Consider the following 13,793-nt stretch of genomic DNA (forward strand, 5'->3'; position numbering starts at 1 on the left):
GTGGCCATGCCGAGAATCACCGGTCTCGACCATGTGGTGCTGCGCGTCACCGATCTCGACGCCATGCTGCGCTTCTACGTGGAGGCCCTGGGCTGCGCGATCGAACGCCGCGACGACGCTCTCGGCCTGATCCAGTTGCGTGCCGGCGCCGCGCTGATCGACCTGGTGCCGGTGGAGAGCGAACTGGGGCGCCGGGGCGGGCCGGCACCCGGTGCCACGGGTCGCCACCTGGATCACTTCTGCCTGCGTGTCGAGCCCTTCGACGCCGCGGCCATCCGTGCCGAGCTGGCGCCCTTCGGCATCGAGGTCGGTGAGGAGAAGATCCGCTATGGTGCCGAAGGCAGCGGGCCCTCGCTCTACCTGAGCGACCCCATGGGCAATACCGTCGAGCTCAAGGGGCCGCCGTTGCCGTGAATGCCCGATTCGCGTCATTGCTGGTAGGCTAGGGGGCTGACGGGGCCCGGCCCCTGCATGGCAAGGAAGGCGCGCATGAGTGTGGTTCCAGTGGCTGCCGGCACATCGCCCCGGCAGCGGGCATCGAGAAAGGAAATCTTCGGCTGGGCGATGTTCGACTTCGCCAACCAGGCCTATACGCTGCTGATCATCACCGTGGTGTTCGGCGAGCTCTTCACCACCGTGATCGTCGGCGACCGCGGCGACGACCACCGGCTGGCCAACCTGCTGTGGAGCCTGGCGCTGGCGGTGAGCTACCTGCTGGTGGTGATCACCGGCCCCCTGTGCGGGGCGGTGATGGACTTCCAGGCCTCCAAGAAGCGCTTCCTGTTCGCCAGCTACCTGGCCACGGTGGCGACCACCGCCATGCTCTACTTCGTGGCCCCGGGCTACGTGGTGCTGGGGCTCTTGCTGATCGTGGTGTCGAACTACGCCTACTCCATGGGGGAGTCCTTCATCGCCGCCTTCCTGCCCGACCTCGGGCCCCCGGAGGATCTGGGCAAGATCTCCGGCTTCGGCTGGGCGCTGGGCTACGTGGGCGGGCTGTTCGCGGCCGGCTTCACCCTGGTGGCGCTGGGCGAGGCCACGGCGGAGAATTTCGAACGCATCCGCTGGGTGGGGCCCTTCGCCGCCGGCTTCTTCCTGGTCACCGCCATCCCCACCTTCCTGTGGGTCAGGGAGCGCGGCACGCCGCAGCCCCCCGGCATGCCCTACCACCGGATCGCCTGGGAGCGGGTCTCCACCACCCTGCATGAGCTCAGGCGCTTCCGCGACCTGGGCATCTTCCTGGTCTCGCTGTTGTTCTCCATGGCGGGGGTCTACATCATCATCGCCTTCGCCTTTATCTACGGTGCCCAGGTGATCGGCTGGGACGAGTCGATCCGCAACCTGATGTTCATCATCGTGCAGATCACCGCCGCGGCGGGGGCGCTGGGGTTCGGCTTCATCCAGGACCGCATCGGCACCAAGGTCACCTACCTGATCACCTTGACGCTCTGGGTGGCGGCGATCTTTGCCATCTGGGCCACCCCCGAGGTGACCGCCTTCCTCAATGCGCGACTGGGGCTCGACTGGGAGGCGCAGCACCTCTTCCTGGTGGTGGGCTGCCTGGCCGGCCTCAGCCTGGGCTCGAGCCAGTCGGCGAGCCGCGCCCTGGTGGGGCTCTTCTCGCCGACCCGCAAGGCTGCCGAGTTCTTCGGCTTCTGGGGCCTGGCCAACAAGCTGGCCGGGGTCTTCGGCATCATCGCCCTGGGGCTGCTGCAGTCGCTGGTGGGCCTGCAGGCCTCGATCCTGCTCTGCGCGGCGCTGTTCATCGTCGCCATCCTGATCTGCCTGGCCGTGAATCAGGCCCGCGGGCAGCAGGCGGCGCACGACTGGGAGGTGCGCAACGGGCTGGCACAGGCGGGGACGTCCTGAGTGTCGGCGTCGGATATCGGGGGGCTGGCGCTGGTGGGCGTGACCTCCGGAGTGGTGAATGGCCTGCTGACCGTCGACCGTGATTCCCGTACGGGTAAGGCCTCGTGGTGGCGACTAGACTGAGGGAGTCGCCGCTCACCGCGGCCCGAGCAGGTCGCCGCCATGGACCCCGTCATGCTGCGTGCCATCGAGCGCATCCTGGTCGTGCTGTTCGCCGGCATGGCCATCTATCTCGGGTACCGGCTGTTCCTGGCGGTGCCCGCCCAACGCGACAGCGACGGCAAGGTGACCCTGCCCGGCGGCACCGAGGTGGTGTTGAACCGTGCCGCCCCGGGGCTCTTCTTCGCCCTGTTCGGCAGCGTGGCCCTGGGAATCTCGCTCTACAGCGCCGTCCAGGCCACCTCGGCGCCGGCCCTGACGACCGGCGAGGCCCCCACCCTGGCCAGCTACTCGGGGCTCGGCCAGGATGCCGGCGGTATCGACCCCGCCCTGGAGCAGGCCCAGTTGCGCCGCCTCTTCTTCACCCTCAATGCCCTGGGCGACGCCTCCTCCGCGGAAGGCAGCCAGGCCGTGGCCGAGCGTGGTGACCTGCGCCAGGTGAAGCTGCGGCTGATGCGCCCCGCCTGGCTGGATGTCTGGGGCGACTACGCCGCCTTCAGCGACTGGGCCAATGGCACCGACGCCCGGGGCGAGCCGCCGGATGCCCGTTTTGCCACGCCGGCGGCCCTCTACCATCAGGGCAGGGAACGGCCATGAAGGCCGGCTGGCGGGCCGGCCTGGTCCTGTCGTGCTGGCTACTGGCGCCACCGGTCGCCGCCATGACCAGCCTCTACGATGATGCCACCCTGGCCTACTGGTCGCGGATCACGCCCGAGGACATCCGTGGCGTGTACGACGCGAATCTTGTTCCGGTCCTGGAGGCCGAGGAGCGCGACCGGCTGGCGGATGTCGAGCTGCTCTTTCCCCTGCGCTGTCCCCTGCCCGCCAATGAACCCTTCTGCTACTACCAGCAGACCCTGGCCGACGGACGTCGGCAGGTGGTGATGTCGGTGGCCTCGCTGCGCCTGTTCGGCGACCTCGCCCTGGCCATGGCCTGGCTACAGCTCGAGGGGCTCTCCATCGAGACGCCCGCCCAGTACCTGGCCATGCTGCGTCACCGCCGCTCCGAGTCGTTTCCCGATGGCCGCTACCCGCCGCCGCTCGCCACGCTGGGGGTGCCCGACGATGTGCGGGACCGGACGGAGGTGATGGAACTCTATGGCAAGATCTTCACCTCCTCGGTGGTTTTCGTGCTGCTCCACGAGCTGGGGCATGCCCTGCACCGTCATCCCGGCTACGGGCCCGGGGTCGCCCGGGAGGCGGCTCGCCACCACGAGACCGAGGCCGACGAATTCGCCCTGGAGGTCATGGCCCGACTCGCCTATCCACCGCTGGGCATGAGCGTCTTCTTCACGCTGCTGGCCCACTGGGAGCCCAATCGCTGGCACTTCGCCGACGAGGCGGCCTATCGGGCCCATCTGGCCGAGGCCACCCATCCGTTGACCTCGGACCGGCTGCGCGGGCTGGCCACGGCTCTGGCCGAGCGCGGCGACGCCTTCGCCCGGGCCGAGCCAGATTTCGCCGCGGCCCGCGCACGGGTCGTCGGCGTGGCCACCGAGATCGGTCGCCTGGCGGACTTCATGGACGATCGCGACATCCAGGAGGGCATCGTGCGCCTGGGGCGTGCCACCGAGCCGGCGGTCCTGCGGCCTCGGCGGACGGGTGAGCTGATCATCGACCGGGCCGTGCCGTCCGCCGGGCAGCCATTCGACGGCACCTTCCAGGGCACGCTCGGCGACGCCTCGGGGGAGCTGCCGGTGTGGCTGGTGCTCGAGCGGCAGGGCGACCGGGTCCGGGGGGCGTTCACCTACGGGCTCGGCCTGGGGCAACTGGAAGGGGAGGTGGAGGCGGGGCGCCTGCATTTCGGCTGGACCCTGGGACTGGAGCAGGGACTGGGCGTGCTCGAGGCGGCGGCGGACGACGAGCGATTGCACGGCAGCTGGGGGCGCGAGCGCTCCGCCGACGACGGCGGCTACTGGGAGCTATGGCCTGTGGAGGGGGAATAGGGGGGAGAGAAGGCGTGGGGAGGGGAATGTTCGGGGCCGAACGAGATCGAAGCAGCATGGCTCGCGTGCATGGGGTTATCCTGGCCGTCAGGCAGACGGACTTCCGTACTGACAGCGCGGAAACAGGTGTCAATGTGATAAGACCCCGGCGCCTGCCGGTTGCGGGGCCGAGCGAGTGAGGGGGACGGCGGATGAGCGACAAAGACTCCACGCGGCGTGCCGGGCTCGGCATGATGCTGCTGTTCTGGGCGCTGTTCATCGGTGTCGGCAGCTGGTGGTTCCAGGGCTACCTGGAGAGCCAGCGCAACCCCAACGCCCACCTGGTCAATGCCGTGGGGGAGGGCGAGCCGGTCACCCTGGAGCGCAATCGTGCCGGGCATTTCATGGCCACCGGACGCATCAACGGCGAACCGGTGGAGTTCCTGCTCGATACCGGTGCCACCTACGTGGCTCTGCCCGCCGACCTCGCCGACCGGCTGGGCCTGGAGCGGGCGGGCTCGGCCTGGTTCAACACCGCCAACGGCCGGGTGCGAGGCGACCTCACTACCCTCGACGAGGTCAGCCTGGGGGGCTTCTCCGCCGCTGAGGTGCGCGCCTCCATCAGTCCCGGCCTGGAAGGCGACGTCGCCCTGCTGGGCATGAGCTTCCTCAACCGCTTCGATATCGAGATCCGCGACGCGCGCATGGTCCTGCGCCCGGCACAGCGACCCTGAGGTGCCCATGTCGAACCACTCGAGAGGTCGCCTGGCCGGGCGGCCACGGGAGATCTCCGGCGCCGGCTGGCTGGACATCCTGTGGCGCGTCAAGCAGGAGATGAGCGACGACCGTGTCACCATGCTGGCCGCCGGCATCGCCTTCTACGCACTGCTGTCGCTGTTTCCCGCCATTGCGGCGGTCATCTCGCTCTGGGCGCTGGTGCTGGATCCCCAGGACATGACGCGCCAGATCGTCGAGCTGAGCCGCTTCCTCCCGCAGGGCGGGGCGCGTCTGGTCGAGGAGCAGGCGCGGAGGATCGGCGACAACACCGATACCGGGCTCAGCCTGACTGCCCTGGGCAGCCTGCTGGTGGCGATGTATGTGGCCTCCCGGGGAGTGCGCGGCCTGATCGTCGGGCTGAATGTCGTCTATGGCGAGGACGAGCGCCGCGGCCTGGGCCACCGCGTTCTGGTCATTGCCGCCCTGACCCTGGGGCTGATCGTGATGACCCAGGCCAGCCTCCTGTTCGTCACGCTCGTTCCACTGGCCATGGGCATGCTCGGCCTCGATGCCGCCCTGGTCAGGGCGATCGGCTGGCTACGCTGGCCGGTACTGCTGCTGGTGATGATGTTCGTCATCGCCGTGCTCTACCGCTTCGGCCCCTATCGGCGTTCGCCGCGCTGGGAGTGGGTCAGCGTCGGGACCGTCACCGCCACCCTGCTGTGGCTGCTCGGCTCCGGCGGGCTCTCGCTCTATGTCGGCCATGTGGCGAACCTCGGCGAGCTCTATGGCTCCCTGGGGGCCGTGGTGGTACTGATGCTGTGGTTCTGGCTCTCCGCCTTCGTCGTATTGCTCGGTGCCGAGATCAACGGTGAAATGGAGCGCCAGACCCGATGCGATACCACCACCGGCGAGCCGCGACCCATGGGAGAGCGTGGCGCCCATGTGGCCGACACCCTGGGCCGCCGCGCCTGGCATCGCGACCGATCCGGCGACACGCCCGACCAAGGAGAGAACCCGTGAGCCTCAAGCAGCGACTCGGCATCGACCTTCCCATCCTCCAGGCCCCCATGGCGGGCGCGCAGGGGGCGGACCTCGCCGTGGCGGTCTGCGGGGCCGGCGGCCTCGGGGCGCTGCCCTGCGCCATGCTGGGACCGGAAGCCATGGCACGTGAACTCGAGTCCATCCGGTCGCGCACTCGCGCACCGATCAACGTCAACTTCTTCTGCCATGCCCCGCCCGAGCCGGACCCGGCCGCGGAGGCTCGCTGGCGCGAGGCGCTGGCTCCCTACTATGCCGAGCTGGACCTCGACATCGCGAGCGTGCCGGCCGGCGGCGGTCGACGGCCCTTCGACCACGCGGCCTGCGATCTGCTGGAGGCCGTCCGGCCCGAGGTGGTCAGCTTCCACTTCGGCCTGCCGGCGCCGGAACTGCTCGAGCGGGTCAAGGCCCTGGGGGCCATGGTGCTGTCGTCCGCCACCACGGTGGAGGAGGCGTTGTGGCTCGAGGCCCGGGGCGCCGATGCGATCATCGCCCAGGGGCTCGAGGCGGGAGGCCATCGCGGCATGTTCCTTGCCGAGGAGATCACCACCCAGGTCGGTACCCTCGCCCTGCTCCCCCAGGTCAAGGCGGCGGTCGAGGTGCCGGTGATCGCCGCCGGTGGCATCGGCGATGCCCGCGGCGTGGCGGCAGCCATGGCGCTGGGCGCCGATGCCGTGCAGGTCGGTACCGCCTTCCTGTGCTGCCCGGAGGCGACCAGCTCGCGGATTCATCGGCAGGCGCTGATGAGCGAGGCGGCCCGCCACACGGCCCTGACCAACCTCTACAGCGGCCGACCCGCACGGGGCATCGTCACCCGCCTGATGCGTGAGCTCGGCCCGCTCGGCGATGTCGCCCCGGCCTTCCCGCTCGCCACCGCGGCCATCGCCCCGCTGCGGGCTGCCGCGGAAGCGCAGGGCAGCGGCGACTTCTCGCCGCTGTGGGCCGGGCAGAACGCCAGCGGCTGTCGCGAGGTACCCGCCGCCGAGGTGGTGGAAGCGCTCGCTGCCGGGTGTTGAGCGTACGCGTGGCGATGCACTGCCCGGCACCGGACGGCGGCGATGAACATCACTCCATCTTGCCGCCGCTGTAGGTCAGCCCCGGGATCCGGGTCTTCCGTTCCAGGAGATCCAGCGCCTGGGCGACGGTGCCGGTCAGTACCAGGTAGATGATGGCTACCAGGGTGAAGGCTTCCAGAAACTGGAAGGTCTGATAGCCGACCTGTTCGGCGCGGGAGGTGAGCTCGGTGAGACCGATGGCGTAAGCGATCGAGGTGTACTTGAGCTCGACGATGGCCTCGTTGGACCACTGCGGGATCACGCGCCGGCCGGCCTGGGGGAGGATGATATCGCGCAGCGCCTGGAAGCGGCTCATGCCCATGGCTCGGGCGGCGACCATCTGTCCCGCTGGCAGCGACAGGATGGCACCGCGGAAGTATTCGGCCTGGTAGGCGGCACTGTTCAGGCCGATGGCCAGCGCGGCAGCAGTGAAGGGATCGAGGACGATGCCGATTTCCGGCAGGCCCAGATAGATGAAGAACAGCTGCACCAGCATAGGGGTGCCGCGGAACACCTCGACGTAGAGGGTCGCCAGCAGGTAGATCGGCCTGGGTGCGTAGATCCGTCCCCACACCAGCAGCAGTGCCAGGCAGAAGCCCAGCAGCATGGCGATTGCCCACAGCCCCATGGTCACGCCCACTCCCTCGAGCAGAAACGGCATCCAGGTGCGGCCGAACTCGATGAACTCCGTCATGGTCGGGCTCCCCTCGGGTCAGGCGTCATGCTGATCATGGGTGATCATCTGCAGGAACTGTGACGTGCGCGCGTGCTCGGGCCGGCTGAACAGCTGCGAGGGTGGCCCCTGCTCGACGATCACACCACCCTCCATGAAGATCACTTCGTCGGCGGCGGCCCGGGCGAACCCCATCTCGTGGCTGACCACCAGCATGGTCATGCCGGCCTGGGCGAGGTCCTTCATCACCTGTACCACCTCGCCGGTCAGCTCCGGGTCGAGCGCCGAGGTGGGCTCGTCGAACAGGATCAGCTTGGGGTCCATGGCCAGCGCCCGGGCGATGGAGGCGCGCTGCTTCTGGCCTCCGGACAGCTCGGCCGGATAGGCGTCGCGCTTGTCGGCAAGCCCGACGCGCTCGAGCTCCTCCAGGGCGCGTTCGGTGGCCTCCTGTCTCGAGCGACCCAGCACGTTGCGCTGCGCCAGACGCACGTTGTCGAGCACGCGCAGGTGAGTGAACAGGTTGAATTCCTGGAAGACGAAGCCGATCTGGGCGCGGACCTGGTTGATGCCTTTCTCCTCCACCCGGGTCCCGTCGAGGATGACGGTGCCGCTATCGGGAGGGCTCAACAGGTTGATGCAGCGCAGTAGCGTCGACTTGCCGGTCCCCGAGGGGCCGATGACGATCTTCGACTGGCCACGCTCGAGGTCGAAGCTGACCCCCTTCAGTACCTCCACGCCGCAATAGGTCTTGTGCACGTCGCGCACGCTGAGAATCGGGGTGTCGCTCATGACTCGCTCCCCCGCCCTTCGAATCCCGGGATCGCCATCCTGCGCTCCAGGGCATAGAGGCCGGCATTGCCCAGGCGGTTGACCACGAAATACATCGCCGCGACCACCGCGAACACCGTCAGGGTGTTGCCCTGCAGATTGGAGACGATATAGCTCGCCTGGCGGGTCAGCTCGACCACCCCGATCACATAGGCCAGAGAAGTCGCCTTCAGCTCCGAGGAATATTCGTTGGTCCAGGGTCCGATGGAGCGCCGCAGCGCCTGGGGCAGCACGATGTGCAGAATGGCGCTCGAGCGCGACATGCCGAGCGCCCGCGCGGCCATCACTTCACCGCCGGCCACCGACTGGATGGCGCCACGGAAGATCTGTGCCTGATAGGCGGTGGAGCGCAGCCCCAGGGCGATCACGGCCGCCACGAACGGCGAGAGGGGAATCAGCTCGCCCACCCCGTAGAAGAACAGCAGCAGCAGGACGATCTCGGGAATGCCGCGGAAGATGCGCTCGAAGATCACCGCGAAGAGGCGCAGCGTCCAGTGGCCGTAAGTGCTCATGACCGACAGGGTCAGGCCCAGCACGAAGCCGAGCGCCAGCAGCGCCGCCAACAGTTGAATCCCGATCCACAGCCCGCGCAGCAGGTACGGAAATTCAGCCACCAGGGTGTCGAAGACCATCGAGGCAACTCCCAGTCGATGTCAGGGCGGGCCCTCGCCGCCGAACGGCGAGGGCCGCGGGGAGGGCCTAGTCGTCGAGACCGGCGATGGGTTCCTGATAGGTTCGCACGTAGTCCGGCATGGTGGCGGGAATCTGCCGGATGGTGGCATAGGGGGCGTAGGAGTGGACGATCTCCTGCCACTGCCCGGACTCGTAGAGCTCCATGATGCCGCGGTTGAGAGTGCCCAGGATGCCATTGGGGTCGCCTCTCGAGACGGCGAGTGCCTGGGGTTGGCCCTGGGTGATGGTACCGGCGATGCGCACCTCGCGGCCCTTGTCGATGAAGTCCTCGGCGGTGTCGGTGCTCACGATCACCGAATCGATCCGTCCCACGCGCATGTCCTCGATGGCGGTCACGTAATCCTCGTAACTGCGCAGGGTCACATCGATGGCGTCGTTCTGCACCAGGTTGGCCTCTACCCAGCTGTTCTGCGTCGAGCCGCCCTGGGCACCGATGGTGGCGCCACAGCACAGGGCAGTGACGACATTCAGCTCGGAGTCGATATTGACCAGCACCTCGTCATCGTTCTCCCACCAGGGGATGGTGAAGTCCAGGACCTCGTTACGCTCCTCGGTCACGTTCAGGCCGGTGACCAACAGGTCGATGCGCTCGTTGGCCAGAGCGGGAATCAGCGAGGGCCATGGCATATCGCGGAACTCCACCTCCAGCCCCTGATTCTCGGCGATGGCACGCATGGCATCCACCGCGATGCCCTTGTACTCGCCGCCTTCGGCATAGGCCCAGGGGGGGAAGGCGGCCTCGATCCCTGCGACCAGTGTCTGGGCCTGGGCGACACTCAGGCTCACTGAGCCCCCTGCGATAACGGAAGAGAGCAGTAATAGCTTGAGGGGTTTGTTGTTCATCGTATTGCGTGGCCTCGTCATGGAATTTCGGTGCCGACACCGTCCGCACCGCTTGCTTCAACGTAGGTAGGCGCGTGAAGGGGTGTCAAATCCGCCCCACAGCCCGACGCAGGACGGAACGGTTCAAGCCACAGACCCGGGAGGTATAACGACGGCGGACCACCCAAAGTGTGACCCGCTTGCCATGGATGGGGAGATCCCGGTAGGCGACATCGCGCTTACCGAACCTGACGAACTCGCTCTCTACACCGCACCCCCACAGGCTACAGGGTCCGGCGCTTCAACCTGGAGGTGGAGATCATGTTCCTCTACCTTGGTGCCCAGGATGTGGTATTCCGGCAAGTGGAGGAGGTTATCGGGCAAGCTGGTCACGCAATCCCCTTACAATTTCCTGGCGGGGTCGATGAGCTCACGGCCTGTTCGCCTCGTTAAGAGGTCACGCGACGCCCGACCATCACGAGGTCATGCTCGATATCGCCCATGCGGGCTACCTTCGGCATGAAGCCCCAGCGCTCGAACTGGAACTTCTCGAACAGTCTGATACTGGGCGTATTGGAGGCAAAGATAGTGGTCGACAGCACCTCGATACCCAGGGCCGGCGCATGCTCGATCGCCTGCCCTAGGAGATAGCTCCCCAGCCCCTTCCCTTGATAGTCCGGATGGAGGTACAAGCCCATGTCGGACGTAATGAAGTACCCGGGCCGATCATTCATGAAGTAGGAGTAGTTCAGGTACCCGACCACGCCCTTCTCCGGCGCCGCGGAATCCTCCGCCACCCAGATCGGCCGGCAGCTGCCGCTATGGCTGTAGAACCACGCCTCGCGGGACTCAGTCGTCAGAGGCTCCACATCACAGGTGCTCCGCCGCGTCTCGATGGCGTGATTGTAGATTTCGACGATTCGGGGAAGCTCGTCAATGGTTGCTTCGCGATGGGTAAAGCTCATGTTGTAGGTCTCACTTATCCTTAGCGAGGTAAGAATTCAGGTCTTGCGACAGGTTGGCGGCGAAGACCGCTTTCACGGGGCCTGTCAGATGAACGCCGGATGCCTTATCAATCTGCACGCCGACGGTTCCGCCTGGCATGTGCACCGTCACCTCGGCATCGACCAAGCCTAGCTGGTGGCAGGTGATGGCCGCCGCGCAGCTGGAGCTTCCGGAAGCCAGGGTGTAGCCGGCGCCACGCTCCCAGATTTCGATCTCGAGCGTCTGGCGATCGAGGACGCGCGTGATCTGGACATTGACCCTTTCCGGAAAAAGATCGGATTCGCAGAGTGCGGGCCCCACCGAACGCGCCGTGTTCTCTGTAACAGGCAGGTCCAGCACGACACAGTGCGGGTTGCCCAGGTTGACGCAGGAGGCGGTCAGCGAGTGCTGCCCAACCTGCATCTTCACCCCCAGGACAACGGGAAGATCTAGCAGGACCGGAATCTCACTCGACCTCAGGGTGTACTGCCCCATCGCCACCTGGATCAGGTCATCCTGATCGCCCAGATAGGCTACATCCACCATCGTATCCGACATCATGAGGTGGACTTGCGCAGTTCCTGCCGTCACATAGCCCGCATCACGCAGGTACCGAGCAAAGATCCTCAGCCCGTTGCCACTCTTCTCGCACTCTGTGCCATCCGGATTGAAGATGCGCAGCCCGTACTGTCCATCGTCAAGGTGGGGGCCGTACAGAATGCCGTCGCTCCCGAGACCGTGGTGACGATCGCAGATATGCCGAATGGCTTCCGGGTCCAAGGTCAGGTTGCAAGAGGCAGGATCCAGAACCAAATAGTCATTCCCCAGGGCATCGTATTTGATAAATTCCAACGGCAGCTCCTTCAGCGAATATCGACGCCGAGGGACTCATCGAGCCCCAGCATCAGATTCAGGTTCTGCACTGCCGCACCGGAAGCGCCCTTGCCGAGGTTATCCAGCTTGGCCACCAACAGGCCCCGGGAACCATCCTCGGATCCGAAGAGATGGATATGAACCTCGTTGCTCCCATCCAGGCCATGCGGCGTCAGGAACGGCGCCGTATCCGGATCGATCTTGTTAAAGGCCTGGGGCTTAATGAAGTCTTCCGCGCGATAGGACGCTTCGAGAGTACCCTGCAGGCGGTCGAGCTGCTCGCTGCTTACCTCCTGCAGCGGGATGCTCACCAGCATCCCTTGGCGGTAGTCCCCCACACTCGGAATGAAGATGGGGGCATGGGCCAGGCCGCTGAGCACCTGGATCTCCCGGACATGCTTGTGCTGAAAATCCAGGCCATAGGCCGCCACAGCGGGGCTCTGGGACTCCCCGCTTTCGTAGCGCTCGATGAGCTGCTTACCACCCCCCGAATAACCCGAGACGGCATTGATAGCGTAGACGTCATCTGCCGACAGAACCCCAGCAGACACCAAGGGCGCCAGCATCAGAATGGCCCCCGTGGCGTAGCACCCGGGATTGGCCACACACTGCGCACCAGCGATCGCAGCACGCTGCTGGCCGTTGAGTTCCGGCAACCCAAAGACCCACCCCTCGGCTGTCCGGTGGGCTGAGCTCGCGTCGAGCACGCGACAGCCTACCTCTTGCGCCAGCGCCGCCGCCTCTTTCGCTGCCGCGTCCGGCAAGCAGAGCACGGCGACGTCCACTTCTCGCATCAGGCGACGCTTTTCGTTCGCATCGCGCTTGAGTTTCGGATCGATGCTCACGACTTCGATCTGCGGATGGCAAGCCAGGCGCTCACGGACCTGAAGCCCCGTGGTACCTGATTCACCATCGATAAACACACTCTTCATATTGATCACCTTATCCCTGTATCAGCGCCAGCGCGGCGTCACAACAGGCCGGTACTGAGCCGCAACAGTTTGACAGTGAAAAGCTAACCACTGTCCGCTAGGCTATCTGACCTGCCGACTCCAGGAGAACCGACTTGATCCTGGCAAGACCTTCCTCGAGCTCGGCCGTGGGGCGCACGAAGGTCAAGCGCATGCCATGCTTCTCGCCGAACAGCTCGGCGGGCATCGTCAGCACCCCCGTGCTGTACAGCACCCTTCGGCAGAACTCCAGAGAGGACCCTGGGATATGCAGCCTGAGCCAGCAGAACGGTGTACCTTCCGGCTCGACGATCGAAACCCGGCCACCACATGAGGCCACCCAGTACTGGAGGGTCTCATACCCTTCCTTGAGGAGCTTCTTATAACCCTCCAATAGATGGGCGCGACGTGCAAGCAGCGTGGATCCGAGATACTCGCAGAGTGCCGAATTGGATATCGTGGTCAAATGCTTGTATTCCATTGCGTTGGTCACGACAGTTTCGTCACCACATAACCAGCCGATGCGCAGCCCTGGCACCCCATAGACCTTGGAAAGCCCTGAGACCGATATCACCCTCGGGTCTTCATGCACTAGTGATTCCGAGAAGTCGCAGAGGTACTCTTCGTCCGCTATCAGGTACAGGTCGCGAGACCTGGCCAGCTGGAGCAGTATGTCACGCTCAGTGGCCGTCAAAGCCTTCCCCGTTGGGTTGCATGGGGTATTGACCACGATGGCCCGGGTAGTGGGGCGAATTGCCGCCACGATCTGGACAAAGTCCATCCGAAAGCCATCGCCATACGGCAGAGCGGTAACGGTACACCCACTGCGCTCCGGCGCCAGCCAGGACTGCTGCCAGCCGGGCCAGAAGGTGATCAGATGATCACCAGGCTTGAGCAACGTCCGGTACAGGAGGTACAGGGCCTCCTGCCCTCCATGGGTGATGCCAATAGCGCGTGGGCTACAGCCATAGAGCTCAGCGACATGCTCACGGAGCGCACTGGTACCCCGATCGGCCCCGTAATCTAGCACGACCTGGCTCGTGTCCGGGAGATCTCCGACCCTCCAGCAGGGAGCATTGTGAAGTGGTCCAATTGGAGCGGACACCCCGATAAGCCTCATAATGGAGGCAATGGAGGTGTTCATGACCAAGAAGACTCGACGTCGATTTTCCGATGAATTCAAGGCGGATGCGGTGAGCCTGGT

At 65.9% G+C, this 13,793-nt stretch carries 15 protein-coding genes and 1 pseudogene; 7 read left to right on the forward strand and 9 right to left on the reverse strand.

All coding sequences use genetic code 11. From position 1 onward, the window contains the following. Positions 1–6 precede the first annotated feature (6 nt). From AC5W54_RS20145 to AC5W54_RS20175, 7 genes are all read left to right on the forward strand, one after another. Positions 7–414, forward strand: a complete 408-nt coding sequence (locus AC5W54_RS20145; RefSeq protein WP_495963886.1) for a VOC family protein — start codon at positions 7–9, stop codon at positions 412–414. 75 nt (positions 415–489) lie between these two features. Then, on the forward strand, positions 490–1,869 hold the full coding sequence (locus AC5W54_RS20150; RefSeq protein ID WP_495963887.1) for an MFS transporter: 1,380 nt from the start codon (positions 490–492) through the stop codon (positions 1,867–1,869). Between the two features lie 162 nt (positions 1,870–2,031). Next, complete coding sequence (locus tag AC5W54_RS20155) at positions 2,032–2,625, forward strand: hypothetical protein (RefSeq protein ID WP_495963888.1); 594 nt, start codon at positions 2,032–2,034, stop codon at positions 2,623–2,625. Further along, on the forward strand, positions 2,622–3,974 hold the full coding sequence (locus AC5W54_RS20160) for a phage exclusion protein Lit family protein (RefSeq protein WP_495963889.1): 1,353 nt from the start codon (positions 2,622–2,624) through the stop codon (positions 3,972–3,974). Before AC5W54_RS20155 ends, AC5W54_RS20160 begins: the two co-directional genes overlap by 4 nt. 191 nt (positions 3,975–4,165) lie before the next feature. Beyond that, positions 4,166–4,687 carry a retropepsin-like aspartic protease family protein gene (locus AC5W54_RS20165; RefSeq protein ID WP_495963890.1) on the forward strand — a complete coding sequence of 174 codons (522 nt, stop codon included), beginning with the start codon at positions 4,166–4,168 and terminating at the stop codon, positions 4,685–4,687. 7 nt (positions 4,688–4,694) lie between these two features. Continuing rightward, a complete protein-coding gene (locus AC5W54_RS20170; protein ID WP_495963891.1) occupies positions 4,695–5,693 on the forward strand; it encodes a YihY/virulence factor BrkB family protein in 999 nt (332 codons plus the stop codon). Continuing rightward, positions 5,690–6,727 carry an NAD(P)H-dependent flavin oxidoreductase gene (locus AC5W54_RS20175; RefSeq protein ID WP_421416548.1) on the forward strand — a complete coding sequence of 346 codons (1,038 nt, stop codon included), beginning with the start codon at positions 5,690–5,692 and terminating at the stop codon, positions 6,725–6,727. The genes AC5W54_RS20170 and AC5W54_RS20175 overlap by 4 nt, the downstream gene beginning before the upstream one ends. Before the next feature lie 49 nt (positions 6,728–6,776). On the opposite strand, the gene AC5W54_RS20180 is transcribed toward AC5W54_RS20175, so the two are convergent. The 9 genes and pseudogenes from AC5W54_RS20180 to AC5W54_RS20220 form a co-directional block, all read right to left on the reverse strand. Beyond that, the gene (locus AC5W54_RS20180) at positions 6,777–7,460 is read right to left on the reverse strand and encodes an amino acid ABC transporter permease (protein WP_495963892.1); all 684 of its coding nucleotides are present in this window, start codon (positions 7,458–7,460) and stop codon (positions 6,777–6,779) included. 18 nt (positions 7,461–7,478) lie between these two features. After that, entirely contained in the window at positions 7,479–8,228 is a 750-nt protein-coding gene (locus AC5W54_RS20185) for an amino acid ABC transporter ATP-binding protein (RefSeq protein ID WP_495963893.1), read from the reverse strand. Continuing rightward, the gene (locus AC5W54_RS20190; protein WP_495963894.1) at positions 8,225–8,899 is read right to left on the reverse strand and encodes an amino acid ABC transporter permease; all 675 of its coding nucleotides are present in this window, start codon (positions 8,897–8,899) and stop codon (positions 8,225–8,227) included. The genes AC5W54_RS20185 and AC5W54_RS20190 overlap by 4 nt, the downstream gene beginning before the upstream one ends. A gap of 67 nt (positions 8,900–8,966) precedes the next feature. Further along, a complete protein-coding gene (locus AC5W54_RS20195; protein WP_495963895.1) occupies positions 8,967–9,746 on the reverse strand; it encodes a transporter substrate-binding domain-containing protein in 780 nt (259 codons plus the stop codon). A 187-nt stretch (positions 9,747–9,933) separates the two neighbouring features. Then, positions 9,934–10,175 (reverse strand): annotated as a pseudogene (locus AC5W54_RS20200) (transposase family protein); the annotation flags it as partial. Positions 10,176–10,231: 56 nt separating this feature from the next. Beyond that, complete coding sequence (locus AC5W54_RS20205; protein WP_495963896.1) at positions 10,232–10,747, reverse strand: GNAT family N-acetyltransferase; 516 nt, start codon at positions 10,745–10,747, stop codon at positions 10,232–10,234. A 10-nt stretch (positions 10,748–10,757) separates the two neighbouring features. Further along, on the reverse strand, positions 10,758–11,618 hold the full coding sequence (dapF, locus tag AC5W54_RS20210) for a diaminopimelate epimerase (protein ID WP_495963897.1): 861 nt from the start codon (positions 11,616–11,618) through the stop codon (positions 10,758–10,760). An 11-nt stretch (positions 11,619–11,629) separates the two neighbouring features. Further along, positions 11,630–12,571 carry an N-acetyl-gamma-glutamyl-phosphate reductase gene (gene argC / locus AC5W54_RS20215; protein ID WP_495963898.1) on the reverse strand — a complete coding sequence of 314 codons (942 nt, stop codon included), beginning with the start codon at positions 12,569–12,571 and terminating at the stop codon, positions 11,630–11,632. A gap of 97 nt (positions 12,572–12,668) precedes the next feature. Continuing rightward, on the reverse strand, positions 12,669–13,793 hold a 1,125-nt coding region (locus tag AC5W54_RS20220; RefSeq protein ID WP_495963899.1), incomplete at its 5' end, for a pyridoxal phosphate-dependent aminotransferase.

Source organism: Halomonas sp. LMYGS-3, from assembly GCF_059509875.1.

What these genes read in the sequence shown, in the direction of transcription:
- AC5W54_RS20165 (WP_495963890.1), top strand. Translation starts at nt 4,166, where the DNA reads ATGAGCGACAAAGACTCCACGCGGCGTGCCGGGCTCGGCATGATGCTG.
- AC5W54_RS20150 (WP_495963887.1), top strand. Translation starts at nt 490, where the DNA reads ATGAGTGTGGTTCCAGTGGCTGCCGGCACATCGCCCCGGCAGCGGGCA.
- argC (WP_495963898.1), bottom strand. Translation starts at nt 12,571, where the DNA reads ATGAAGAGTGTGTTTATCGATGGTGAATCAGGTACCACGGGGCTTCAG.
- AC5W54_RS20190 (WP_495963894.1), bottom strand. Translation starts at nt 8,899, where the DNA reads ATGGTCTTCGACACCCTGGTGGCTGAATTTCCGTACCTGCTGCGCGGG.
- AC5W54_RS20145 (WP_495963886.1), top strand. Translation starts at nt 7, where the DNA reads ATGCCGAGAATCACCGGTCTCGACCATGTGGTGCTGCGCGTCACCGAT.
- AC5W54_RS20160 (WP_495963889.1), top strand. Translation starts at nt 2,622, where the DNA reads ATGAAGGCCGGCTGGCGGGCCGGCCTGGTCCTGTCGTGCTGGCTACTG.
- AC5W54_RS20205 (WP_495963896.1), bottom strand. Translation starts at nt 10,747, where the DNA reads ATGAGCTTTACCCATCGCGAAGCAACCATTGACGAGCTTCCCCGAATC.
- AC5W54_RS20155 (WP_495963888.1), top strand. Translation starts at nt 2,032, where the DNA reads ATGGACCCCGTCATGCTGCGTGCCATCGAGCGCATCCTGGTCGTGCTG.
- AC5W54_RS20180 (WP_495963892.1), bottom strand. Translation starts at nt 7,460, where the DNA reads ATGACGGAGTTCATCGAGTTCGGCCGCACCTGGATGCCGTTTCTGCTC.
- AC5W54_RS20185 (WP_495963893.1), bottom strand. Translation starts at nt 8,228, where the DNA reads ATGAGCGACACCCCGATTCTCAGCGTGCGCGACGTGCACAAGACCTAT.
- AC5W54_RS20170 (WP_495963891.1), top strand. Translation starts at nt 4,695, where the DNA reads ATGTCGAACCACTCGAGAGGTCGCCTGGCCGGGCGGCCACGGGAGATC.